The organism is Lachnoclostridium sp. An169, from assembly GCF_002160525.1.
In the GTDB taxonomy this organism is placed as follows: domain Bacteria; phylum Bacillota; class Clostridia; order Lachnospirales; family Lachnospiraceae; genus Mediterraneibacter; species Mediterraneibacter cottocaccae.
In genome coordinates, this window is record NZ_NFKT01000028.1 from 1 (window position 1) to 23,437 (window position 23,437).

At 49.0% G+C, this 23,437-nt stretch carries 25 protein-coding genes and 1 pseudogene; 2 read left to right on the forward strand and 24 right to left on the reverse strand.

Translation table 11 applies throughout. The features are described 5' to 3' along the window. The 4 genes and pseudogenes from B5F07_RS23725 to B5F07_RS16775 all read right to left on the reverse strand — a co-directional run. Nucleotides 1-73: pseudogene (locus tag B5F07_RS23725) on the reverse strand (IS200/IS605 family transposase); the annotation flags it as partial. 279 nt (nucleotides 74-352) lie between these two features. Further along, nucleotides 353-943 carry a signal peptidase I gene (gene lepB, locus B5F07_RS16765; protein ID WP_087162359.1) on the reverse strand — a complete coding sequence of 197 codons (591 nt, stop codon included), beginning with the start codon at nucleotides 941-943 and terminating at the stop codon, nucleotides 353-355. 14 nt (nucleotides 944-957) lie between these two features. Beyond that, nucleotides 958-1,155 carry a helix-turn-helix transcriptional regulator gene (locus B5F07_RS16770; RefSeq protein WP_087162360.1) on the reverse strand — a complete coding sequence of 66 codons (198 nt, stop codon included), beginning with the start codon at nucleotides 1,153-1,155 and terminating at the stop codon, nucleotides 958-960. Then, nucleotides 1,155-1,541, reverse strand: coding sequence for a hypothetical protein (locus tag B5F07_RS16775; protein ID WP_087162361.1), 387 nt, complete (start codon nucleotides 1,539-1,541; stop codon nucleotides 1,155-1,157). Before B5F07_RS16775 ends, B5F07_RS16770 begins: the two co-directional genes overlap by 1 nt. Nucleotides 1,542-1,734: 193 nt before the next feature. Between B5F07_RS16775 and B5F07_RS16780 the strand changes: the two genes are divergently transcribed. Beyond that, entirely contained in the window at nucleotides 1,735-2,133 is a 399-nt protein-coding gene (locus tag B5F07_RS16780) for a helix-turn-helix domain-containing protein (RefSeq protein ID WP_087162362.1), read from the forward strand. A gap of 132 nt (nucleotides 2,134-2,265) precedes the next feature. On the opposite strand, the gene B5F07_RS23170 is transcribed toward B5F07_RS16780, so the two are convergent. From B5F07_RS23170 to phnG, 9 genes are all read right to left on the reverse strand, one after another. After that, complete coding sequence (locus tag B5F07_RS23170; RefSeq protein WP_242972566.1) at nucleotides 2,266-2,403, reverse strand: hypothetical protein; 138 nt, start codon at nucleotides 2,401-2,403, stop codon at nucleotides 2,266-2,268. Nucleotides 2,404-2,471: 68 nt separating this feature from the next. Next, nucleotides 2,472-3,290, reverse strand: a complete 819-nt coding sequence (locus B5F07_RS16790) for a PHP domain-containing protein (protein WP_087162364.1) — start codon at nucleotides 3,288-3,290, stop codon at nucleotides 2,472-2,474. Continuing rightward, complete coding sequence (locus tag B5F07_RS16795) at nucleotides 3,291-4,055, reverse strand: phosphonate C-P lyase system protein PhnL (RefSeq protein WP_087162409.1); 765 nt, start codon at nucleotides 4,053-4,055, stop codon at nucleotides 3,291-3,293. Nucleotides 4,056-4,082: 27 nt separating this feature from the next. Continuing rightward, a complete protein-coding gene (gene phnM / locus B5F07_RS16800; protein ID WP_087162365.1) occupies nucleotides 4,083-5,303 on the reverse strand; it encodes a phosphonate metabolism protein PhnM in 1,221 nt (406 codons plus the stop codon). Between the two features lie 32 nt (nucleotides 5,304-5,335). After that, nucleotides 5,336-6,172 carry an ATP-binding cassette domain-containing protein gene (locus B5F07_RS16805; protein ID WP_191403309.1) on the reverse strand — a complete coding sequence of 279 codons (837 nt, stop codon included), beginning with the start codon at nucleotides 6,170-6,172 and terminating at the stop codon, nucleotides 5,336-5,338. After that, nucleotides 6,172-7,026 (reverse strand): alpha-D-ribose 1-methylphosphonate 5-phosphate C-P-lyase PhnJ, encoded by an 855-nt coding sequence (locus B5F07_RS16810; RefSeq protein ID WP_087162367.1) that lies wholly within the window; start codon nucleotides 7,024-7,026, stop codon nucleotides 6,172-6,174. The genes B5F07_RS16805 and B5F07_RS16810 overlap by 1 nt, the downstream gene beginning before the upstream one ends. Beyond that, nucleotides 7,023-8,144: a carbon-phosphorus lyase complex subunit PhnI gene (locus B5F07_RS16815; RefSeq protein ID WP_087162368.1), complete on the reverse strand. Its 1,122-nt coding sequence runs from the start codon at nucleotides 8,142-8,144 to the stop codon at nucleotides 7,023-7,025. Before B5F07_RS16815 ends, B5F07_RS16810 begins: the two co-directional genes overlap by 4 nt. Before the next feature lie 23 nt (nucleotides 8,145-8,167). Continuing rightward, the gene (gene phnH / locus B5F07_RS16820; RefSeq protein ID WP_087162369.1) at nucleotides 8,168-8,761 is read right to left on the reverse strand and encodes a phosphonate C-P lyase system protein PhnH; all 594 of its coding nucleotides are present in this window, start codon (nucleotides 8,759-8,761) and stop codon (nucleotides 8,168-8,170) included. Next, nucleotides 8,761-9,186 (reverse strand): phosphonate C-P lyase system protein PhnG, encoded by a 426-nt coding sequence (gene phnG, locus B5F07_RS16825; RefSeq protein WP_087162370.1) that lies wholly within the window; start codon nucleotides 9,184-9,186, stop codon nucleotides 8,761-8,763. Before phnG ends, phnH begins: the two co-directional genes overlap by 1 nt. Before the next feature lie 237 nt (nucleotides 9,187-9,423). Between phnG and B5F07_RS16830 the strand changes: the two genes are divergently transcribed. Next, on the forward strand, nucleotides 9,424-10,131 hold the full coding sequence (locus B5F07_RS16830; protein ID WP_087162371.1) for a GntR family transcriptional regulator: 708 nt from the start codon (nucleotides 9,424-9,426) through the stop codon (nucleotides 10,129-10,131). Between the two features lie 82 nt (nucleotides 10,132-10,213). Here B5F07_RS16830 and B5F07_RS16835 read toward each other — a convergent pair whose 3' ends face one another. The 11 genes from B5F07_RS16835 to B5F07_RS16885 form a co-directional block, all read right to left on the reverse strand. Continuing rightward, the gene (locus B5F07_RS16835) at nucleotides 10,214-11,122 is read right to left on the reverse strand and encodes a carbohydrate kinase family protein (RefSeq protein ID WP_087162372.1); all 909 of its coding nucleotides are present in this window, start codon (nucleotides 11,120-11,122) and stop codon (nucleotides 10,214-10,216) included. 304 nt (nucleotides 11,123-11,426) lie between these two features. Next, nucleotides 11,427-12,602 carry a carboxynorspermidine decarboxylase gene (gene nspC, locus B5F07_RS16840; protein ID WP_087162373.1) on the reverse strand — a complete coding sequence of 392 codons (1,176 nt, stop codon included), beginning with the start codon at nucleotides 12,600-12,602 and terminating at the stop codon, nucleotides 11,427-11,429. Nucleotides 12,603-12,699: 97 nt separating this feature from the next. Further along, a complete protein-coding gene (locus B5F07_RS16845; RefSeq protein WP_087162374.1) occupies nucleotides 12,700-13,902 on the reverse strand; it encodes a saccharopine dehydrogenase family protein in 1,203 nt (400 codons plus the stop codon). 165 nt (nucleotides 13,903-14,067) lie between these two features. Beyond that, entirely contained in the window at nucleotides 14,068-14,931 is an 864-nt protein-coding gene (speB, locus tag B5F07_RS16850) for an agmatinase (protein WP_087162375.1), read from the reverse strand. A 4-nt stretch (nucleotides 14,932-14,935) separates the two neighbouring features. Beyond that, on the reverse strand, nucleotides 14,936-15,793 hold the full coding sequence (speE, locus tag B5F07_RS16855; RefSeq protein WP_087162376.1) for a polyamine aminopropyltransferase: 858 nt from the start codon (nucleotides 15,791-15,793) through the stop codon (nucleotides 14,936-14,938). A gap of 24 nt (nucleotides 15,794-15,817) precedes the next feature. Beyond that, nucleotides 15,818-17,278, reverse strand: coding sequence for an aminotransferase class I/II-fold pyridoxal phosphate-dependent enzyme (locus B5F07_RS16860; RefSeq protein ID WP_087162377.1), 1,461 nt, complete (start codon nucleotides 17,276-17,278; stop codon nucleotides 15,818-15,820). A 363-nt stretch (nucleotides 17,279-17,641) separates the two neighbouring features. Then, nucleotides 17,642-18,523: an AraC family transcriptional regulator gene (locus B5F07_RS16865; RefSeq protein WP_087162378.1), complete on the reverse strand. Its 882-nt coding sequence runs from the start codon at nucleotides 18,521-18,523 to the stop codon at nucleotides 17,642-17,644. Then, complete coding sequence (locus tag B5F07_RS16870; protein WP_087162379.1) at nucleotides 18,520-21,183, reverse strand: sensor histidine kinase; 2,664 nt, start codon at nucleotides 21,181-21,183, stop codon at nucleotides 18,520-18,522. The genes B5F07_RS16865 and B5F07_RS16870 overlap by 4 nt, the downstream gene beginning before the upstream one ends. Nucleotides 21,184-21,230: 47 nt before the next feature. Continuing rightward, nucleotides 21,231-21,926 carry a response regulator transcription factor gene (locus tag B5F07_RS16875; protein WP_087162380.1) on the reverse strand — a complete coding sequence of 232 codons (696 nt, stop codon included), beginning with the start codon at nucleotides 21,924-21,926 and terminating at the stop codon, nucleotides 21,231-21,233. Between the two features lie 93 nt (nucleotides 21,927-22,019). Beyond that, nucleotides 22,020-22,688, reverse strand: a complete 669-nt coding sequence (locus B5F07_RS23730) for a YesL family protein (protein WP_087162381.1) — start codon at nucleotides 22,686-22,688, stop codon at nucleotides 22,020-22,022. Beyond that, nucleotides 22,678-23,430, reverse strand: a complete 753-nt coding sequence (locus tag B5F07_RS16885; protein WP_087162382.1) for a response regulator transcription factor — start codon at nucleotides 23,428-23,430, stop codon at nucleotides 22,678-22,680. The genes B5F07_RS23730 and B5F07_RS16885 overlap by 11 nt, the downstream gene beginning before the upstream one ends. Nucleotides 23,431-23,437: the final 7 nt, after the last annotated feature.

Below are 23,437 nucleotides of genomic sequence, written 5' to 3' on the forward strand. Positions count from 1 at the left end.
GATACTTTACGACCATTATGAGATGATAATAAAGAAGAAAAACTGAATGTGCATTATGATCCATATTTCTCAATATAATCAGATCCTTTCGTATTTCGACTGATCATATAATATCACACCCCCGGATGGAGAACAAGTGTTCTTTTACAAGTGAAAAAAAATCAAAATATTCAAATAATAATGGCAATTCATCCCGCCACCTGCAGAGGTTGGGTGAATTCTTGCTTAACATTAGTTAAATCGATTATTCTATGGCACAAACCCGGCATTTTATCACCCCCTGATATAGTAATGGTGTGCTTTCTATTATACAGCGATTCTCCCGCCTGCTCAATTCTCTTTTTCGATTACTTTAGTGCAGAATTTGAGGTTTCGGAAAATATTCCAGATAAACTTTGGCCAGCAAATCCTTGCGTGGGACATACTTTTCTTCCCAGAATCGGGAATCATTTGAGTTATTTCGATTATCACCCATCATAAAATAATGTCCCTCTGGAATTTCATAGCGGAGATGATTATTCCCGTTCATCTCCATAGGTTCCTTCAGATAAGGTTCATCTATTGGGATATCGGAACCATTCACATAGACTTTTCCGTCTATAATATCAATCGTTTCACCCGGCAGACCAATAATTCTTTTCACATAATAAGTTGTAATACCTTTTGCCTTATCGTCAGGGAAAATGAAAACAGCAATATCGCCGCGCTGCGGTTCACTGAACCTGTATGTAAGTCTGGAGCCTATGATCCGGCTCTCTGCCATAATCGTGTTTTCCATTGAACCCGTAGGCACAAAACTGTTCGCAATAAAATAAGTGTCAAGTATAAATGCACAGCCGCCCGCAATGATAAATATGCAAATCCAACTTATGATCTCCTTTTTCCAGTTAACTGACCGCTTTTTCCCTTTTCTTCTGTTAACCCCTGCTGTTTCATCAACCACATTTTCACTTCCTTTCAATCTGTAAACTCAAACAATTCCTCAACCGTTGTATGGAAAACTTTTGCAATATCCATTGCCATTTTCAGCGACGGGTTATATCTTCCGTTTTCCAAATGAACGATCGTTTCTCTGCGGACACCTATCAGCGCAGCCAGCTCGCTTTGTTTCATATTTTCTTTTTCCCTGTATTCTTTAATCTTTGTTTTTAACATCACTCTTCCATCCCATATTTATCAATCCATAAAAAGACAATCGCACGAATCAGAACTAAAATAAAAATACCGCCAGTTAACAAATACCCCGTTAAATATCGGGACATGCCATCCAACAGCAAGAATGGAAAAATAATGATTCCCATAAGGATAAGTGCAGCCTTAAAGCAGATCGCATCAGCTATCTGCACTGTCTTTTTTGCATATTCATCCATGATATCCGAATTTCTTTTCAGCCAGCTTACAGCCGCCAGAATAATAATTGCAATCCATACAGGTGTATTGGAATTCAATCTGTAAACAACCATCAGGTGGTAATATAAAGGAATACATAGGGCAACGATAGCTTGAACAAACATAAGTACTCTCAGACTGATTTTTTTCATGGCAACCTCCAAGTGATATATTTATAACTTTTATGTTATAAATATATCACTCCATTTTAGCCCTGTCAAGCAATTATAATCAATCATTTTCGACTTGTTAATCCCCGTGGACAGATTGCCAACAACTGTTGCTTGTCAGCCCGCCCGCAAAAATATATACTTGATCCATCAAATCAAGGAGGCTTATTACAAGATGAAATTCAATGAGAAACTTTTATCTATACGAAAAAAGAAAGGACTTTCCCAGGAAGAGTTGGGAATGGAGCTCCAGGTATCCAGGCAGACGATTTCCAAATGGGAGTCAGGACAGTCCTATCCGGATTTTCAAAAACTGGTTCTGCTAAGCGATTATTTTGATATGACCCTGGATGAACTGGTGAAAGACATCGATGTGCAGGACGTAAGAGAAAAAAGCCTGACAGATGAAAAAGTGGCTTCCATCTATTCAGATGTGGAAAATATAAAAGACATATTTGCGAAACTTCTGAAATTTTTCTATTATGCAGGGGTTGTCCTGATCATATTCACTATTTTAACCTTTATAGCCCATCTGCTGTTTCCTGACATCGAGTGGCTCTGGAAAATCAGCTGATCTTCCAACCTCTGTCGTTCTGCTCAAATCCGCCGCTCTGCCAGTCCGGGAGATCGCTTTTGCCACGGGATTTTCCAGTGAGAGCGGATTCTGCACGACATTCAAAAAATGGGAGGGCATGACGCCCTCCCGCTACAAAGATCCGGTCATGAACATAACACTCCACATATTATCAACCGAATCATACATTTCGCTGTATGTTACATTTTGCCGGATCCTCTTGACCACAGCATCTCCGTCAATCAGACCGCCGATTTCCTTACGTGTCATCGCTTTTCTCATTTCTGTCAATACAAATATTGTATCAGGCAGAAATGAGAAATACAATCTTCTTTCGCCTACATATTTCCCGAAAATATCTCTCTGCTGCTCTCATGGGCCGGGTACTGCCCCAGATGCGATACTGTCTTCTCATACCGCCCGTGGAAATCGCTTCCCCCGGTCATAAAGAGCCGGTAGCTCCTGGCGAATTCCTCCACCTTCTTCTTATCTGTTTCGCTGTGGGAAGGATGGTTGTACTCGATCCCGTCCAGTCCCGCCTCCACAAGCCGGTGAATCACCGAATAATTTCCCTGCTGCCCCGGGTGTGCCAGAACTGCCAGTCCGCCGTCCGCCTTGATGGCCCGCACTGCGTCCTCCGCGTCGGGATACTCAATATCAAAGTCGCATGCGCCGCCGTTTTTGAAAATATTCCTGTAAATCTCTCCGAACAGCTCCTTACTCTGTCCCGAGCGCACCAGATACTCAAGGATATGCTGTTTGTAAATGCATCTGCCCGCCAGCTTTTTCACTTCATCCACCGGAACCGTATACCCCAGGGAATTCAGAATCCCGATCTGTTTTAAGCAGTTTTCATTCCGCTTCTTCAGCGTCTCGCTGCCGATCTGTTCAATATATTTTGTCTTTTCATACCCGTATCCGAGGATATGCACCTTGCGGCTTTTCCGATAATCGTAAGCGGACATCTCAACGCCCGGCACCGCGCGGATCCCGTATTTTTCCGCCAGAGCGACATGTTCCAGGGCCAGTTCCGTAGTGTCGTGATCTGTGAACACGAGATGCGTAAGCCCCTTCTCCTTTGCCTCTTTTAAGATACTCTCCGCGTCCATACTGCAGTCCGAAACCGAACTGTGAACATGAAGATCTGCAAAATACATTTACGATGCCTCCTGTTCTGCTCTTGTCTGTTCTGCTTCTGACTGTTCTGCTTCTGACTGTTCTGCTCCCGTCTGGAAGCTTCCCTGGGAAATGTTATACACATGGTCGCAGAGACCCTCCATGAATTCCAGATCATGAAAAATACCGATCATGGATGTCCCCTCCGCTTTCAGTTTCATCAAAAGCTCTTTTACCAGGATCTTTGTATTATTGTCCAGCGATGCTGTCGGCTCGTCCAGAAGGAGAAGACGGGGCGCCTTGACCATGGCGTGCGCCAGGTTGAGACGGAGCTTCTCCCCGCCGGAAAATGTATTCGGATAAATATCCCACAGATTCTCGCTGAGTTTAAAGTAACGCATCATCTCCTCTGCCCTGCGCACGGATTCTTCATAAGAAAATCCCGCGTCCAGAGCGCCGTTGATGACATGCTGTTTTGCTGTTGTTCTGGGAAGGATCGTCAGGAACTGGGACACATATCCGATCTCCACCTTGCGCAGATGGATGATCTGGCGCTCGCTTGCTCTGACAAGATCCAGTTTTCCGTAGGAGAGCGAGTCATAGACCACGCTTCCGGTAGTCGCCAGATAGGTCCGGTAAATGCACCGCAGAACCGTAGACTTTCCTGCCCCGGATGTGCCGACAATCCCGATAAATCCGCCTTTGTTCAGGGAAAATGAGATATCCCGGCAGCTCCTGATCTCCCGGTTCTGCTCATGCAGATAGAACCGTTTCGACAGCCCTTTTATTTCCAATATCTTTTCCATGATATATACCATGCCTTTCTTTGATCTTCATTTCATCTGTGCGTCCGCATCCCGGTATGTGCAGTCCAGGATCTTCTCTCCTGCCACATACACCTGACGAAGCTCCGGCATATCATCCGCCTCGCCGACCACCAGAAGATCCGCCTGTTTTCCCGGCTCGATGGAACCGATCACATGGTCGAATCCCACAGCCTTCGCCGGATTCAGTGTCACATAACGTGCCGCTTCATAAAGCGGAATTCCTTCTTTGCGGAAGAGCCGGAATACCGCATAGAGCAGTGCCTGAGGATAGTAATCAGAGACAAGCACACTTGCCGCATTCGCCCGGATTGCATCCAGTGCGGACAGATTGCCTGAATGGGAACCGCCAAGCAGAATATTGGGCGCACCCACAACGGTCAGGAATCCCTCTTTTACTGCCTCTTTCGCCACTTCAAGGGTAATCGGGAATTCACTGATCTTTACACCCAGTTCTTTATTTACCGCCAGTTTTTCCACTGTATCGTCATCGTGGCTTGCGATGGAGATACCTTTTCTGTGCGCCGTTTCTGCCAGTTTTTTCAGCTTCTCAAAGGAAACCATCTCCTTGTTTTTCTCCTGTTCGACAAGCCGGGCAAACTCCTCATCCGACAGGTCGCGTCCTTCATTGGGCTGATGTTTGCGGTAGATTTCCAGGTTCTTGTACTGTCCCTGCCCCGGCGAGTGATCCATAAAGGACAGCAGATCTACCAGACCGTTTTCGATCATCTCCATCACATCATTATAGCAGGCCGTGTTGTCGATTTCATAGCGGAGATGATATCTGTGGCGGATGAGTCTGCGCTGATGGCGGTATTTTCCGATCAGAGCCGCCAGTTTCTTCACCTGGGGCGCCTGACGGATCTCCTTGACATCCCATGTCCCTTCCCGGAACATGGAGATCGAGTGAAACATTGTCGTAATCCCGCATCCTGCCAGAACCCGCTCCGCCTCTTTGAGCCCCATCTCAAAACTCATTATTGCCGTACTGCGTGGCTGAATGCAGGACTCGATCATGTCCGAATGAATGTCAATCATCCCCGGCATCACATAACATCCATGCAGATCCACTGACCGGTCCGGGGCCTGATCTGCCTTCTCCATCTCTGCCTTATCCGTCTCTTCCGCAGTCAGCACCGCCGCAATCCTGTCATCTTCCAGCAGAAGCCCATATCCTTCCAGAACCCGGTCCGGCAGAACCAGCTTTCCATTTTTCAAGAGTGTTCTCATATTTTCCTCCAAGTCCTTCTATTTTCCATCCTCTACAGCAGGGAATGTACCAGCTGCTGTGTATAGGGCTGCTGCGGATCATCCAGTATCTGATCCGTCAGCCCCTGCTCGATGATCCTGCCGTCCAGCATCACAATCGTCCGGTCTGCAAGCATCCGGATTACTGCCAGGTCATGGGAGACGAGCATGATCGAGATATTGAACTCCTGACGGATCTTGCGGATCAGTTCCAGAACCTTTGCCTGCACCGACAGGTCCAGGCCTGTCGTCACCTCATCCAGGAGAAGGATCGCAGGATTGTTGGCAAGCGCCTTGGATATCTGCACTCTCTGCTGCATACCGCCGCTGAAATTCTTCGGCGGCTCCTTCTTCCGTGACTGAAGGATCTCCACTGCATCCAGAAGCTCCGCAATCCGCTCATTCATCTTTCCGAAATTCCGGTTTCCCGCGGCGATCAGTTTCTCCGCGATGTTTCCCGCGCTGGAGTAATCCATCCGCAGTCCCAGAACCGGGTTCTGGTACACCATTCCCATGATATGGTTCTTGATGTATTTCTTCTGCTGAAGACTCTGGGAAAAGATATCTGTCTCTCCGTTTTCGAAGTCCTTCAGATATCCCTTCCCTTCTGTTATCCCGAAGTCAAAATAAAGGCTCTTCATCAGCGTGGATTTTCCGGAACCGGATTCGCCCACGATCCCCAGAATCTCACCTTCATATAAAGTTACATTTACATCATTGCATGCCCAGACTGTCTTGCAGTGAGGGCAGGTATTCTTCGTCAGTTTTCCGCCATTTCTGCAGTAATCACAGGTCTTTCCGTAACGGACGGTCAGATGGTCTACCCGAAGTACCGGCTGTTCCATTTCCATCACTCTCCTCTCCCATAACGCATTCTTCTTCCCCGGCAGAATCCCGTGTCATTGCACTCGTATACCTTTTCTCCGGTCTTCTCATCAATCAGTTCGTCCAGATATACACCTGTCGCTCCGCAGAGCCGGCAGCATTTTCCGGCAAAATCCTCTGTCTCAAAAGGCACGTCCTCAAAGCACATGGACACCACCTTCGTGTGGGGCGGAATGGCGTAAATCTTCTTTTCGCGTCCCGCGCCAAACAGGTAAAGAGTCTCGCTGTCGTTTAACTTCCAGTTGTCATACCGGGGGATCGGGCTCGGATTTGTCACATAACGGTCCTCCACCATCACCGGGTACTCTGAACTGATGCTGATCTTCCCGTACTGGGTCAGGTCTTCAAACAGGGAAAGCCACATCCCACTGTACTCTGCCTCCGCATGCATCTGCTTGGTCACGGACTCTTTCGGTTCCACGATTCGCAGCGGCTCCGGCGTAGGTACCTGCAGCACAAGAATCTGGTCGTTCCTCATGGGAATCTCCGGTATACGGTGCCTGCTCTGGATCACTGTTGCTTTCTCCGAATCCGTGGTTACTTCCACATCCGTACACTCACGGACCAGCTTTTTGATATTTACCGCATTGACACTGTCATCATTTCCCTGGTCGATTACTTTCAGGATATCTTCCTTTCCGATAATGGACAGTGTAATCTGGATACCTCCGGTTCCCCAGCCTCTCCCGATGGGAAGCTCTCTGGAGCCAAAGGGCACCTGATAGCCCGGAATCGCTACAGCCTTTAAGATGCTCCTCCTGATCTCCCGCTTGGAACCCTCGTCCAGAAATGCGAAATTATAGTGTTTTGCGTCGATCATCTTTTCTCCCCCTTTGCTCTTACACGGTCCAGGCTGGACTGGAATGTTACATAGTGCGGCAGTTTCAGATGCGAGATAAATCCGCTCATCTCCAGACAGTCTCCATGTGTCAGGACAAACTCTTCGTCCTGGGAAGGGCTGTCTCCTGTCGTTTCCAGACTGGCGTCTGCGATGGACATGGCGATGGCCTTGTTCTCATTTCTTCCGAAGATCAGTCCGTATCCGCCGGACAGCGTCATCTTGTCGAAATCCTCATCTGTCTCCGTGTGGGATGGCACAAGGGCCTCCACCTCAGTCACAAGGATTTCTCCGATACAGATCTCATCTTCTTCATCGAGCACATACGGCACACAGACCTCCACATAGCCGCAGCGCAGCTCTGACACCGTGGGATGCACGGCTCCGTATCCTCTCATGGAACTGTAGGCGACTCCGCCCAGGAATCCGGCATCGCTTCTGGCAAATGTCTGAAGCCTTGCGCTTCTCGGCGCCGGGAACGTCAGCAGGTTGCTGGTCACGTCGAAAGGTTCCGTGTCATCCTGCTCCACTTCCGCCATCACACCGTCCGCTTTCAGGAGATCCGTCACACGCCCGCATCGAATATCCCCGCCGGAAATCTCCGCATCCTCAGATAGCTCCTCCTCGTCCTCAGAAGAGAGCTTTTCTTCACTGGAACCGTTTCTCACAGCAGAAACGGCACTGTCGGAAAGATCTCCGTCATCCATCAGTGAAAAATTCAGAAGCCTGTGGGAGTAATCGTAAGTCGGGCCAAGGATCTGTCCCCCCGGGATGTCCTTGAATGCCGCCGAGATTCTCCGGATCAGCCGCATATCTGATGTATCCACCGGATTGGAATAATAGTTTCTCGGAAGTGTGGACCGGTATGCCCTTAAAAGGAATACCGCCTCCTCCACGCTTCCCTCGCACTGTTTCAGCGCCAACGCCGCATAGTCACGGGAATAGAAGCCCGCCTCGCTCATGATCTTATCGATCAGAAGTCCCATATTTTCCTTGATACAGGAGATGGTGATGTCCTCCCCGCTCTCCCGGAATATCTCAAGCAGCTTTAAAGACTGTTCGATCGCCTCCCTGCCGCCTGTCACCGCTACATAAGCCATTTTTTTGCGCTCCTTTCTCCGCTTTATATCACCTGAACCAGGCGCGGAATTCCGAGAAGATTCCCCTCTCCGTCTGCAAACACAAGATCCACTCCCAGAGGATACTCAATCTTCAGTCCGTTTAAGATCTGTATGACTTTCTTTACATAAGAGTAAACATTTATGGTCAGTTTTCCATTAACTCCCGGTCCTGTCAGCGTCATCTCATCGTCTCCCCCGATCTGTGAACAGAGCAGAATAACTGTCGCCGACTCCTGCGGATCCGCGTAAGTGCCGTGCCTGATATTTTTTAAAATCTGCTCCATTGAGCCGTAATTCATCTCCGAAGAAAGAAAGATATAATCCGCCAGGTCCAGATCTGCCTCCCTGCACAGTGTCAGACTGTGAAGCTCGGACGAGAGCCGCGGGTTCTTCTCTACATACATTTTCTCCTCATTGTCCAGAAGGGTACATCCCAGCGCCAGAAAAGGTGCATACTCCCCGGCAAATTTCTCTGCCTGCGTCCGGATGTTCCTGATCTGTCCCGGATTTGCCATTGCACTCAAAAGCTCCCGGAACACTTTCTGTCCGTCATGGACAAAATCAAACTGATATACTGATCTGATCTCCTCTGCCATCACTGTTCTCCCATCACATTAAAGTTTACTTTTGATTTTCTGAGCTGACGGTTCAGCTTCTCCCTTGCCTTTTCCTGTTTTTCTTTCAGTTTTTCTATTTTCTCAAGGACCGCCCTGTGATCGTTTGACGCATCATTCAGGTAGCCGTCGATAATCGCTGCAGAGATACATTTTTCAAAATCATCGCCCGCCATCACACTGGCGCCCTTGATACCGTTTACCGTTACCATACATTCCGTGGCGAGCACTTCCCCCAGATAAAACAGAGATTTCTTCACAGATTCCCTCACCTTTACCATCACAAGCGTTTTCTGGGGCTGTTTTAAAATCTGGATCTCACAGCTCTCCCGGATCTCCTTTGCCGCATCTTTCACTTCTTCTGTCCGTGCTCCCGCAAGCACAGCGGTCCGTTCACGTCTGTTCATCGGCTTTCTCCTCCTACTACTGTTCTGCCGTTTCTCTCCGGCACGTTCTGAATCTTATCGACGTTTTGTAAAGTTACCAACTTGACTTCGTAAAACCTCTGTAAAGTTCCCTGTTTCCGCTTGTGAGGCAGATGATGCACTGCTATAATCCTTTTTAGATACCGCCACGGCAAACAGAGCAACAGTAAAACGAAGCATTAAAATAGATCATCTGCACAGATTAAGGAGGGAAGTCTCATGCCGAAAAAATGGACCTGGGAAACAATCGCTGACACGCTGATCAAAGAATTTCAGAATGACATGTATACAAAGGGCGAGAAGATGCCCAGCGAGAACAAGATGGCAGTGCGGTTTCAGGTGCCCCGCTCAGAGATCCGCAAAGCCTACGAACGGCTGAAAGAACTGGGATATGTCTATTCCATGCAGGGATATGGGAGCTTCTTCTCCGGACGCCGGGAGAAAATAAGACTGGTCATGAATGATGAGAGCTTCACTCAGAAAATGAATGCCCTCGGGCTGAATTTCTCTACACAGAATGTGGGGTGCCGCAGGATCAGCGGCGATTCCCTCATCCATACCATGCTTGATGCGGAATTTGAAGAACCGGTCTACAAGATCACCCGCCTCAGGATACTGGACGGAGAGCCTGCGGCCATCCACATCAGTTATCTTGCGGAGGATCTCTTCCCACGCATCGCAGACGACGGGAAAAACATTACCTCCATGTACGACTATATCCACAGCTGCGGATACTGTCACCTGAAAAGCGACAACGCGCAGCTGACCGTATCTTCGCTCAGCAAAAAGGAGCGCGCCCTTCTCAATATCAAAGGGTACGCTCCCTGTCTTGTGCTGACCTCCCGCGCCATTGCTCTGCCCGCCGGCACTGTAGTGGAAGTAGCGCGGACGATCTACCGGAGTGATAAATTTATATTCGAGCTGTAGCAGGAGCTGGCGCGGGAAAAAGCGGTTCAAGCGAATCTTCAAACAACGCATCTGCCGTAAGAAGAACCGTGCCTTCGTCTTATCACACCCACTCAGCCGCACCGACAACCGCCACCGCCTTTGCCCCGCACTCATTTGCAAATGCAGCGCACTCTTCCAGTGTTTTCCCCTCCAGGAGGGCACAGAGGAACCCTGCGGCAAAGCTGTCCCCGGCTCCGGTTGTGTCAATACATTTTACGCCTGAGACAGCCGGAATCCAGATTCCGCCGCGCTCATCAAGCATGTAGCAACCCCGGCTGCCGCATTTCACAACTACAGTGCCAACCCCCGCTTTCTTCAGCTCCCGGGCAGCTTCCTCAACTCCACTTTTCCCTGTCAGGAGCATTGCCTCCTCGTCATTGGGGAACAGATAGTCCACATACCGCAGGGCGCACGCCAGGTCTGCCACAGTCTCGTTTCTTTTCCGCTTTGTCATATCCGCACACACGATTTTTCCCTGCCGTTTTGCCGCAGAAAAGATCTGCTCCAGTTCGCCGGGCCCGATCTTCGGGGATACGAAGATGCTGGCGAAGCAGACAATTTCCGCACTGTCAGGAAACGGCATGTGGACATCACTGACCGTAAGCGCCCGCAGCGTACTCTTCGGGTTCGTCAGGAAATGTCTGGCTCCTGTCCGGTCCACCAGAACAACATTGACACCCGTACTGATTTCTTCTCTCACGCATTCCTCCGCCAGGTCAATCCCCTTCTCCCGGCAATGGCTGCGGATGAAATCTCCGGCGCGGTCTGCGCCGAGAATCGTCTCCAACCGTACCTTCTTTCCCAGTTCTGCGAGCACAGTTGCCTCGTTGAGAGCATCTCCTCCCATGGACAGGCGGATCTCGTCCGCCGGGGAAGAACCGGCTGTAAAGACGTCCGGACCTGCCGGATGAACAAGCACATCAATAATTGCCGCGCCGATAATAATAATCTGAACGTTCTGATTTTCCACGATTCTGCCTCCCTGCTTTTCGCTTCTGCTGCTATTTCCGCAAACTTTCTTTTCCTTCTGAATGTATTGCAGAGTACAAATGACTCCCGCTCCACAGTACCCCCTGTTAACTTTAATAGCATCGGATCCTGAATTCACGCAGGGAGAACTTTAACGCCGGATATATATGCTTTTACATAAATTCCGGCTTTTACATTGCAGTTCTCCCTGCTTTCTTCGCTTGTTTTCTTCGCCTGTTTTCTTCGCCTGTTTTTATAAACTCAAGCAACACAATCATCCGATCCGGATCAAAACGTTCTTCTTCTCACAATCTCGCCTTAAATTCCTCATACCCGAACTTCCGCACCACTTCACACGTCCCGTCTTCCCGCTCAAGTACAATATCCGGAAGCTTCATTCCGTTAAAGGTATTATTCTTCACCATGGTATAGATCGCCATATCCCCAAACTCCAGTCTGTCCCCAACTTTCAGCGGCTCTGCAAAGGAGTAGTCACCAATCACATCCCCCGCCAGGCATGTCGGTCCCGCCAAACGGTATATGTACGGCTTCCGGTCATCCTCTCCCGGCTCTCCCGCATCTTTAAGCGGCGGGCGGTATGGCATTTCCAGAACATCCGGCATATGGCATGCCGCCGATGTATCCAGAATGGCGATTTTCATTCCATTTTCCATGATTTCGAGCACTTCCGTAAGAAGGACTCCGGCATTCAGCGCCACAGCTTCCCCCGGCTCGAGATAGACTTCCACACCATATGTATCCTTTACATGGCGGATACACTGTTTCAACAGTTCCCGGTCATAATCCTGCCGGGTAATATGATGTCCGCCCCCGAAGTTGATCCATTTCATTCCCGGAAGCCACTGACCGAACTGCTCTTCCACCGCTTTGAGAGTGACTGCCAGATCATCCGAATCCTGTTCGCACAGAGTATGAAAATGCAGGCCGTCCAGTTCCCGGATCTCTTCCTCCGTCATCTCCTCGCGAAATGTCTTTACCGTTGTCCCCAGCCTGGAGAAAGGCGCGCAGGGATCATAGATCGCATGCCCCTCCTGGGTGGAACACTCCGGATTGATCCGCATGCCGATACTCTTCCCGGCACGTTTCGCCATGTCTTTATACTTTCTGAACTGTCCGGGAGAATTAAACACGATATGATCGCAGATCTTCACAATCTCCTCCATCTCATCCTCCCGGTATGCCGGTGAGAAAATATGTGTCTCCGTTCCGCGCTCTGCCCCTGCAGCCGTGCCTTTTCCCATCTCCTCATACCCGAGCCGCGCCTCATACAGCCCGCTCGCTGTGGTCCCGTTTAAATACTCCCGGATCAGCGGATACACACTGTACATGGAAAACGCCTTCTGTGCCAGCAAAATCCGGCATCCTGTCTCATCGCATATCCCCTTGAGGATCCCCAGATTTCTTTTTAATTCTTTCTCCTGCACCAGATAACACGGCGTCCGCAGTTCCTCTCTTGTCATATCCCGTTCTCCTTATTTCTATGAAAATCCTCCCGTTCAGAAAAGCCCTTTTGCTGATGTTCTCATGAAGGACCGTAAAAAACGCCGGTCCTTGCCCTTAATCCACCAGTTCCGGATCTTCACTGATCTTCCACGGCAGTCCCCACTTATTCAGAGCGTCCATGAACGGATCCGGATCAAACTCTTCTACATTGTAGACTCCCGGTTTTCTCCATGTTCCGTTGATCACCATCATTGCTCCAATCATAGCCGGAACTCCCGTCGTATATGCAACTGCCTGGGAGCCGACTTCCTTATAGCACTCCTGATGATCGCAGACGTTGTAAATATAGAGTTTTTTCTCTTTTCCGTCCTTTTTCCCGATAAAAATACAGCCGATATTTGTTTTCCCTTTTGTTCTCGGGCCAAGTGTGGCAGGATCCGGAAGAACCGCTTTCAAAAACTGGAGCGGGACAATCTCCTGCCCGTTGTACATAACCGGCTCAATCGAAGTCATTCCCACATCCTCCAGGCATTTCAGATGAGTCAGATAACTTTCACTGAATGTCATAAAGAAACGGATTCTTTTGATCCCGGGTATATTAATTGCCAGAGATTCCAGCTCCTCGTGATGGAGCAGATACATATCCTTCTCCCCGATCTCCGGGAAATTATACGTCCTCTTGATCTCCATGGGCTTTGTCTCGATCCAGCGTCCGTCCGCCCAGTAAGAGCCCGGCGCAGACACTTCGCGGATGTTGATCTCCGGATTAAAGTTTGTGGCAAAGGGATATCCGTTATCCCCTGCATTGCAGTCCAGAATATCGATATAATTGATCTCGTCAAAATAATGTTTCAGCGCATATGCGGAAAACACGCCTGTCACACCCGGATCGAATCCGCATCCGAGCAGTGCCATCCGTCCTGCTTTTTCGAAACGTTCCCTGTACTCCCACTGCCATTTGTACTCAAACTTTGCCGTATCCTCCGGCTCATAATTTGCCGTGTCGATATAGTGTACTCCTGCCGCAAGACACGCCTCCATAATCAGAAGATCCTGGTACGGCAGAGCCAGATTTACCACCACATCCGGTTTTTCTTTTCTGATCAGCGCTGTCAGGATCGCGGTGTCATCCGCATCCACCTGTGCGGTCGTAATTTTTGTCTTTGTGGTTCCCTCCAGTTTTGCTTTCAGTGCGTCACATTTGGAAACTGTACGGCTTGCGATTACCACCTCTGAAAACACATCACTGTTCTGGCACATCTTCTGGATCGCCACACTTGCTACTCCTCCGCAGCCAACTACCATTGCTTTTCCCATTGTTCATTTCTCCTTTCGTTTTGTTTCTCCATATCGTCTTTCGTTTTTTCTCCGGCATGCCATGTTTTTCATGTTTATTATTTTCTTTCTGCCGCTGTCACTTATATCTGTTTTTACACACGTAAGTTGCCCTCTTCTGCCTGCCACAGCCGCATTTCTGCACATTCACGCGAAACGGCGTCCCAGGGCAATCAGCATCTCCCGTATAATCTTGCACGCCACCGCCGTGGATGCCCCTGTGGGATCACAGGGCGGGCACAGTTCGTTGACATCGCACCCGATCAGATTTCCCCTGCGGCACACCTCTGTTGCCGCATTCATCAGCGTGAGGAAATCCACGCCTCCCGGCTCCGGCGTTCCTGTTCCCGGAAATACCGAGGGATCAAGGACGTCCAGATCCACAGTAAAATATACCGGCGTACTCCCAAGTTCTGCAAGCATTTCCTTCAGCCCCTCCAACCGGAAGGGATGGAAATCCGTATGCCCGCTTTTCGCCCAGTCAAATTCCTGCTTTTCCCCGGAGCGAATCCCGAACTGGTGGATGCGTCCGTCTCCCAGAATATCCCAGCACCTGCGGATCACGCAGGCGTGGGAGAGTTCCACTCCCAGATAATCTGTCCGCAGATCCGTGTGGGCGTCAAAATGAATGATATGCATATCCGGATATTTCTCCGCCGCTGCCCGGACGCTCCCGAGCGTAACCAGATGCTCTCCGCCGATCATAAAAGGCATTTTCCCGTCTTTTAAAATCTCACAGGCACACTCCCCGATCTGCCCCAGAACCGCCTCCGGACTTCCGATGGCAAGCTCCAGATCGCCGCAGTCGTACACCAGATTTTCCGGCAGCTCCGCATCCTGATAGGGACTGTAAATCTCCAGGCCATAGGAATCATTTCGTACAGCCTGCCCGGCGAATCTTGTCCCGGGCCGGAAGGATGTAGTGGAGTCAAAGGGCGCTCCGAACAGAACGATCCGCGCCTCCTCATACTCTGCGTCACATCCGATAAAATTCGTTATATTCTTATACATTCCTCTACCCCCGCTCCACATCTTCCAACAGAGCCTCCACGTAAGCCGGAAGCGCAAACACTCCCGCATGAAGCCTTGGCTCGTAGTATTTCGTCTTAATTCCCTTAAGTTTCCATCCCACTTTGTCCAGGTCGTCCAGAGGATGGTATTTTTTCGAGGCAAATCCGAACAGCCAGTGTCCCGACGGATAGGAAGGGATATGCGCCTGGTAAACCCGGCAGATCGGGAACGTCTCCAGAATCCGCTTGTGCATCCTCTGGCACTGGAATGCCTCCTCCGTGTAAAACGGGCTCTCGTTCTGGTTGATCATGATCCCGTCCCCGTGGAGGGCGTTATAGCAGTTCCCGTAAAATTCTTTGGTAAACAGCCCTTCGCCTGCGCCGAACGGATTGGGCGAGTCGATAATAATCAGGTCGTAGGCATCGCCCTTGGAGCGGATAAACCGCAGGCCGTCCTCGTTAAATATGGAAACCCTCTCATCGGTCAGGCTCCCCGCAATCTCCGGGATATATTTCCGGCACACTTCCACAAGAAGCGGATCCGGCTCCACCACATCGATCTTCTCAATAGTATCATATTTGATCAGTTCCCGGACCACACCCCCGTCTCCTCCGCCCACGACGAGCACCTCTTTTACATCCGGATGCACTGCCATGGGGACGTGGGTTATCATTTCATGGTAAATGAATTCGTCCCGCTCCGTCAGCATCAGATCTCCGTCCACCACAAGGATTTTCCCAAAATCCTTTGATTCCAGCACGTCGATCCTCTGCATATCGCTCTGGGCACTGAAAAGCTGTTCCTCGATCTTGATGGAGAGCTTTACGCCGTCTGTATGTATATCTGAAAACCACAGATCCATATGCTGTTCCTCCTCAATTAATGATTAATCCTGTTTTCCCCGCAGTACATTAAGCCGCTCAATCTTCTCATCCTCCGGCCCGGTCATGGAGCATCCCTTTTCCTTCGCATATACAATATAGTCAAGCACCTCGTCCGTGACCTCCTCGCCCGGAGCCAGGATCGGAATTCCCGGCGGATAGCACATCACGAACTCGCTGCACACTCTTCCCCGCGTCTCCTGAAGAGGAAGGGATTCCTTATCTGCATAGAAAGAATCCTGTGGAGTCATAACTACTTTCGGAGTAATGTACTCCTGGGACAGCATTCCCGCCTTGTCTTTTTTATACCGCCGCTTCAGATCCGCCAGCGCAGTCACCAGCCGCTCCACCTCCCGGATCCGGTCGCCGATGGACAGATACGCCAGGATATTGCCCAGATCTCCGAACTCAATCTGGATGTCATACTCGTCTCTTAAAATATCATACACCTCAATTCCCGCAAGACCTATATCCAGTGTATGGATAGAAAGCTTCGTCGGGTCGAAGTCATAGATGCTGTCTCCGTTAATAATCTCTCTGCCAAATGCATAGTAATCTCCGATGGCGTTGATCTCTTCCCTTGCATATGCGGCAAGCTGCGTCACAGCCCGGAAAGCTTCTTCCCCGCGCAGCGCCAGATTCCTCCTGGATATGTCCAGACTGGACAGCAGCAGATAGGAGCCGCTTGTAGTCTGGGTCAGATTGATGATCTGGCGGATATGCCCGGGATTCACGTTCTTTCCCGTGAGCAGAAAAGAGCTCTGGGTCAGGCTTCCCCCTGATTTGTGCATGCTCACGGAAGCAAGATCCGCCCCCGCTGCCATAGCGGAAACGGGAAGGTCTTTTCCAAAATAGAAATGAGTCCCGTGGGCCTCGTCCACAAGTACCAGCATACCGTTTGCATGAGCCATCTCAACGATCGCTCTTAAGTCAGAACAGACGCCGTAATAGGTAGGGTTGTTCACAAACACTGCCACAGCATCCGGATTTTCTTCAATCGCTTTCTGCACATCTGCACGCTTCATGCCAAGGGAGATCCCCAGCCTCCGGTTCACATCCGGATTGACATACACCGGCTTCGCTCCGCAGAGCACCATGGCGTTGATCGCGCTTCTGTGTACATTTCTCGGCAGAATGATCTTGTCTCCCTTCTTGCAGCAGGAGAGAATCATGGACTGCACTGCGGAAGTCGTTCCTCCCACCATCAGAAATGCATGTGCCGCGCCGAATGCGTCTGCTGCCAGCTCCTCCGCCTCCTTGATCACCGATACCGGATGGCAAAGATTGTCCAGTGGCTTCATGGAGTTGACGTCAATGCTGACACACCGCTCTCCCAGAAGCCCCACCAGCTCCGGATTTCCCCTTCCATGCTTGTGCCCGGGCACGTCAAAGGGCACTACCCTGTTCCTCCGGAATTCTTCCAGTGCCTCATAGATGGGTGCTCTCTTCTGCGATAATTTTTCCATACCGGTTTCCTCCGAATTCATGATAAAATAATACAGACCAGGCGCATCCGCACCTGGTCTGTGTTCCTATCGTTATTATCCCGTAAAAATACCGAAACTGTATTTTCTTTTTCTACAGATAAAACAGATATTGGACGTAGAGTCTATATAGCAAATATTTTTTACTTTTACTACTCTTATTGACCGTTTCACAAGTTGCGTATGCCTTCTTTGCACACCGGTTATAAAGTAACCAACTTATAAAATTTGAGCTTCTAACTCAATCAATAATGCAGCTTACGCCGCGTAAAATATTTGCATGGAGAACTTTCCGCATATCTGCTTTCCATACATCTGGTATCGTAACATACAATTTTCAATAATTCAAGAGTTTTCCTTCAGCAGTTCATACTGCTCCCAGTATTCTTTCGGCGACATTCCATATTCCTTCTTAAATGCCCGGAAGAAACTGGAATAATCCCGAAAGCCGAACATCCCGCAGATTTCCGTAATCTTTGCGCCGGATAAAATCGCTTCCCGGCATGCATTCACCCTCTTCTTTGTAATATACTGATGGATGGACATTCCCATATTGTCTTTAAATACATGGGCGATATAATACTTACTCACATAAAACGCCCCTGCCAGGCAGTCCAGGGAAAGATCTTCATCCAGGTGGTTCTCGATATAGTCTATCAGTTCTTCATACAGATTCTGATCTTCCTCCCGCCCCTCCGGATGCTTCTGTTCGTACACAATCCTGTTTACGTGAAGCACCAGGTCATTGACGCACAGGGAGATCTTCGCCTCCCTGCCAAAACGGTTCCCATGGGTCTCCTCAATCAGCCGGATCAGTCTGGACTGAATGGAATTGAATGTAATCCTGTCAGTATGGAAAATGTATTCCCTGTGGATCTGCACATGCTGCATCAGATAACCGTACTCCGGCGCCTCCTGCACCAGGCGGCTGCAATATTCCTCTGTAATCCAGAACACAAAACGTCTGTAGGGAACGTCCTCCCCCTGAATCACCGCACGGTGGAGCACCCCCGGCGGAATCAGTACAATATCGCCGTACTTCAGCGGGTAAGTGCCTCCGCCGATCTCCATACAGCGGTTTCCTTCCAGGAAGAAATAAAACTCGTAATATGTGTGTGAATGATTCTCCACCTGCGGCAGGTGCTGATCCTGATAGTAATAGATTTCAAAATCCCTGGAAAGCATATACTGCCTTGTACTGAATTTTGTCTGCAGATTCCGTCTCATATTTCCTCCTCTGCCGCCCCGTTCTCTGTGTCTGTTCCGCTCCCGCTTTCCCTTTGCTTCTGCACTCTCGGGAAACTGATATTTACACGGAAGAGATCTCCATCCAGATACAGATCAAATGTTCCGCCCTGCATAATCGTCAGGCTCTTTGCAATGGAAAGCCCCAGTCCGCTTCCCTCGGTACTCCGGGAGATGTCCCCGCGGATAAAACGTTCCGTCAGCTCATCTGCCGAAATATTAAGCTGCTGTTCGGAAACATTTTTCAGGGAAAAGTTTACATGGTCTTCAGTCATAGTCAGATCCGCATAAACACGGGTCCCCGGCATGGCATATTTTGCCGCATTCCCGAAAATGTTTTCCAGGACTCGCCACATTCTCCTGCCATCCACGTGAATAACTGCCGGATCCTCCGGCAGGTTTACTACCATTGTCAGGTTACGGCCGGTAAATTTCTCCGCGAACTCTCCTTCCGTCTGCTGGATCATCTCGGTCAGATTCACATCCATCAGCTCCAGGCTGATATTGCCGCTGCTCACTTTGGACGCCTCGACCACGTCTTCCGTCAGTGTCTTCAGGCGCTGGGCCTTGGACTCCAGGATATCCAGATACCCCTGAATTTTCGGATCTTTAATATCCGACATCTTCAGAATATTCACATAGTTGATAATGGATGTAAGGGGCGTCTTGATATCATGGGACACATTCGTAATCAGGTCCGTCTTCAGGCGCTCGTTTCGCATCGCCTCGTCAACAGCCTTATTCAGTCCGCTTCCGATATCATTAATCATTTCTCCCAGAGTCCGGTTGGAACCCCTGAGACCGTGAAGAGGAATCTGGTAGGACATGTTCCCGGAAGCGATTTCCTCGATTCCTTTTTTCAGTCTGTTCTTTGCAATGGCATTGCTCACTACAATGTACAGCACCACAGCGTCCAGGATCAGCAGTATCCCCGCCAGCATGATATTACGCGTCAGGAGGACAAACCACTGGAAAGCCAGAAGTGCCACCATAACGAGTACCGTCCTTCCGGTAACCGACCTCTCCTGAAATGCCTCGGAGCAGAAACGGATCAGCAGCCGGAACAGACTGTTCTTCCACAGAGTCTTTCCCTTAATCCTGCGAACCAGGCTGATGAATCCCGCAAAGAAACATCCCGTAAGGAAAACACCATAGACAAATGTAAGCATCATCTCGGGCAGGCTCAGAGAAGAGTTGAACATCGGATCATAATACACGTCCCGCACGGAATATTCTGTCGAATACGCCAGACTGTCTCCGGCTACATCAAACGAAATGTTTATATCGGTAAGCCCCGCTATGATCAGGAATGCAAAGGATCCCACCACTGCAGCCGCAATTACGACAGCAGCGGCGATCTCGGTCTTCCATCCGTCAAAGACAGTCAGGTGAAGTTCGTCATCGTTCTCCCGGCGCCCCGCCGTGAGTGCAAGCCACACGATACAGATGAGGAAGAGGACCGCACTGGTCTGTGATGTGAACAGCGCCCATCTGAGCACCGGAACATTTTCCTCATAAACCTGATATCCCTCGTAGAGCTGATCCCGGATCGGATATGTGGTATCCACTGCAACTGCAAAAATATTGTTGTATCTTTTTCCGGTATCGTAATTTCTGACCGCATCCCATTCTCCGGACGGAGAGATATTCATGTTGGTCTTAAAATCTTTAAGCTGCGGATATACGATCATGTATCTCACCGACTCCCCGGAGATCAGATCTTTGATATTCTTTTCCACATCAGTATAATTTTCATATTCACTTTTATTTGTATCGACTTTCTTTGTGTCTTCATTTACATAAATATAAGTAAAATTCGTATTTCCCTCTTCCAGGTATGTCCATCCGCTCCGGTATGGCTGTATATCATAGCTCATCGTACTCAGGATCGAGGCAAGATTGTCATATATAATTGACAGTTTCCCGTTAAACTGAGGGGTGTCATTTACTACCTGGAGCAGATTTTCCGCCCCTTCCGGTGCAAATTTTTCTTTTAGCGCCTGCCCGAAATTCCAACAGTCCGTATAAAGCATGGTACCTTCACTGTCAAAGATTCTGAAATCATAATAGCCTGAAGAGGTCAGCAGCCCTTCCTCCAGGTCTCTCAGGAATTCCTCCTCTTTCTGTCCATCCTCCAGAAATTCCATCCTGAGCTGCCCGTTATCCAGCAGAGTCAGGAATTCGCTCAGATAATAGTAGTGATAATTCCCATCGGTTTCCTCACAGACAATCACACTGTTGCTGTCATACATATCGCCTTCGCCCGCCGTATAGTCCTCGCTCCAGCTTTCCAGCTCCTCCAGTGTGTAGGCAAGACCGGACTCGTTAAATCCGCTGATCGTCCCGTATTTTGAGTAACGCATAACGTCCACCAGCTTATCCGGATTATAGGTCCCGTCTGTCTCAAAAAGATTCTTCAGGCGGTTCTGACGCATCACATCCGCCATCAGATCCTGTACCGCAATATTAAAATCCTCCGAATCCTCATACGGCTGCGTGGCGGTCTCATATATCCTCACAGGATCCGAGGTCCCGGCAAGTGTAAAAGCCGCCGTCAGGCTGGTGATGAGCAATCCCCCGCTTATCATGGCAATAATGAGCACCACTGCTTTGGTCACTGTTTTTCTATACCACTGATTCATTCATTTTCTTCCCTTTCTAAAATCCTCTTTCCATTCCCGGGAAGAACTCACGCCTTTTCAATCTTATATCCGACCCCCCACACTACCTTGAGATAGCGCGGATCTTTCGGATTGATCTCAATCTTCTCCCGGATATGGCGGATGTGGACCGCGACCGTATTGTCCGCTCCAATCGCCTCCTCATTCCATATGGATTCATAAATCTGATTTATTGAAAATACTCTCCCCTGATTTTTCATAAGAAGCAGGAGGATGTTGTACTCGATCGGAGTCAGCTTCACCGGTTCTCCGTCCACTGTGACTTCCTTGAGATCGTCATTAATCTTGAGGCCGCCGACTTCATATACCTTGTCCTGAGTTCCCTGCGCCGTTCCTCCAAGCTGAGTGTATCTTCTGAGCTGGGATTTCACTCTGGCCACAAGCTCAAGCGGATTGAAGGGCTTTGTCACATAATCGTCCGCCCCGACGTTCAGTCCCAGAATCTTGTCTGCATCCTCAGATTTTGCCGAGAGGATAATGATCGGAATGCTGTTGTTCTCCCGGATCTTCAAAGTGGCGCGTATCCCGTCAAGCCGGGGCATCATCACGTCCAGAATAAGCAGGTTGACCTCCTCATTTTCCAGAATCTTCAGTGCCTCCACGCCGTCGTAGGCTTTCAGGACATTGTACCCTTCCTGCGCCAGATATATCTCGATCGCTTCCACGATCTCTTTGTCATCATCACATACCAGTATATTGTACATTTTCATCACCTCCCTTACAGTATACATGATACGGAGAAAATTTTAAAAGGGGAGAGAGAAAATCTTATGATTTTATTAATGTTGAATACAGATTTAATAATCTTCCGGCTGACTACCCTGTTCTGATATATACTTACGAAATACCCTTTCCGTAAAATTGCTCATCAGATACACACTGCCTGCCGGCACTATCAATAGCAACGGCTCCAAAAACCAGATCAGGAACAGCGCCAGAGCACCTGTCAAAACAATTAGCAGACTAGAAGGAAAATGTACAACAGCTAAAAGTAACGCATTTTTCAACAGTTGTCTTACCGGACACCTGAAACGGGCCATATATGCGAATATCCAGAATGCATAAACACACAAAGCCACCGTCAAAATACAGAACATACTCCTGAGATATCCGGAGAATACCTCCATATTCTGAAACAGGTTCAGAATCGAAATATCTGCCCCAAAAACTAGCAGTATAGCCAGAAGCAGCAGGGTTACCGGAACTGCCTGTCTGAAATTTTCCTTAAAGCTTTGCCAGAAGCAGCTCCATACTGTTCCTCTGTCGTTCCGGATATTTTTATGTACTGTATAGTAAAGCGCAGTTGTTGATGCTCCCGCTGTGAACACCGGGAGACAGAAAATAAGCCAGACCACACTTAACAGTACAAGATAACAGAATTTATAGATTCCTGATATTACAGGATTTTCAAAATCAAAAAAATGCACGTTGATTTTTCTCCCTTCTCCTGCAGATTCACTGGACACTTTCCCTGTACTGTTGCGGGGTTATGCCTTCCTGTTTTTTAAAAGTTTTGATAAAGTAGGATGCATCTACAAAGCCAACTCTCTGACTGATATTTGCAATAGGGAGATCTGTATTTTCGAGCAATTGTTTCGCCAGAAGGATTCTCTTCCGGGTGATATATTCGCTGATCGTCATATTCTCACGTTTCCGGAAAAGTTTCGACAGATAATCAGGCGTCAGATATACCAGTTTTGCCAACTGTTCTCTTTGAAGATTCTGTGAAAGATTTTTGGAAATATATGCCTTTACAATGTCAACGGCGGAATCGGGCTCTTCAGTCTCCGGCTGTAATATCTCCGCAAGCCGGTTGCCCTTTCTCTGCTCCCTTATTATCATAACCGCTCTCCGAAGCAGCTTTTCAAGTTCATCATACGGAACCGGCTTCAGCAGATAATCAATTGCCCCAAGGCGTATTGCCTCCTGTGCATAGGCAAAGTCAGCGTGACACGTATAAAAGGCGCTGACACACTGCGGCCGGTTCTCCTTTACCCATCGGATAAGTTCCATTCCCGATCCTTCCGGCATCTCAATATCAGTAAGAACAATGTCTATTTCATAATCTTCGAGCATTCTCACTGCTGTTTTTATATTGTGAGTCTTATAAATTCTTGTGATTCCGACCTCATCCCAATTCACTCCCTGTTCGATTCCACGCAGTGCAAATTCCTCATCATCTACAAGCAGTATACTGTACTTTTCCATTTTTCCA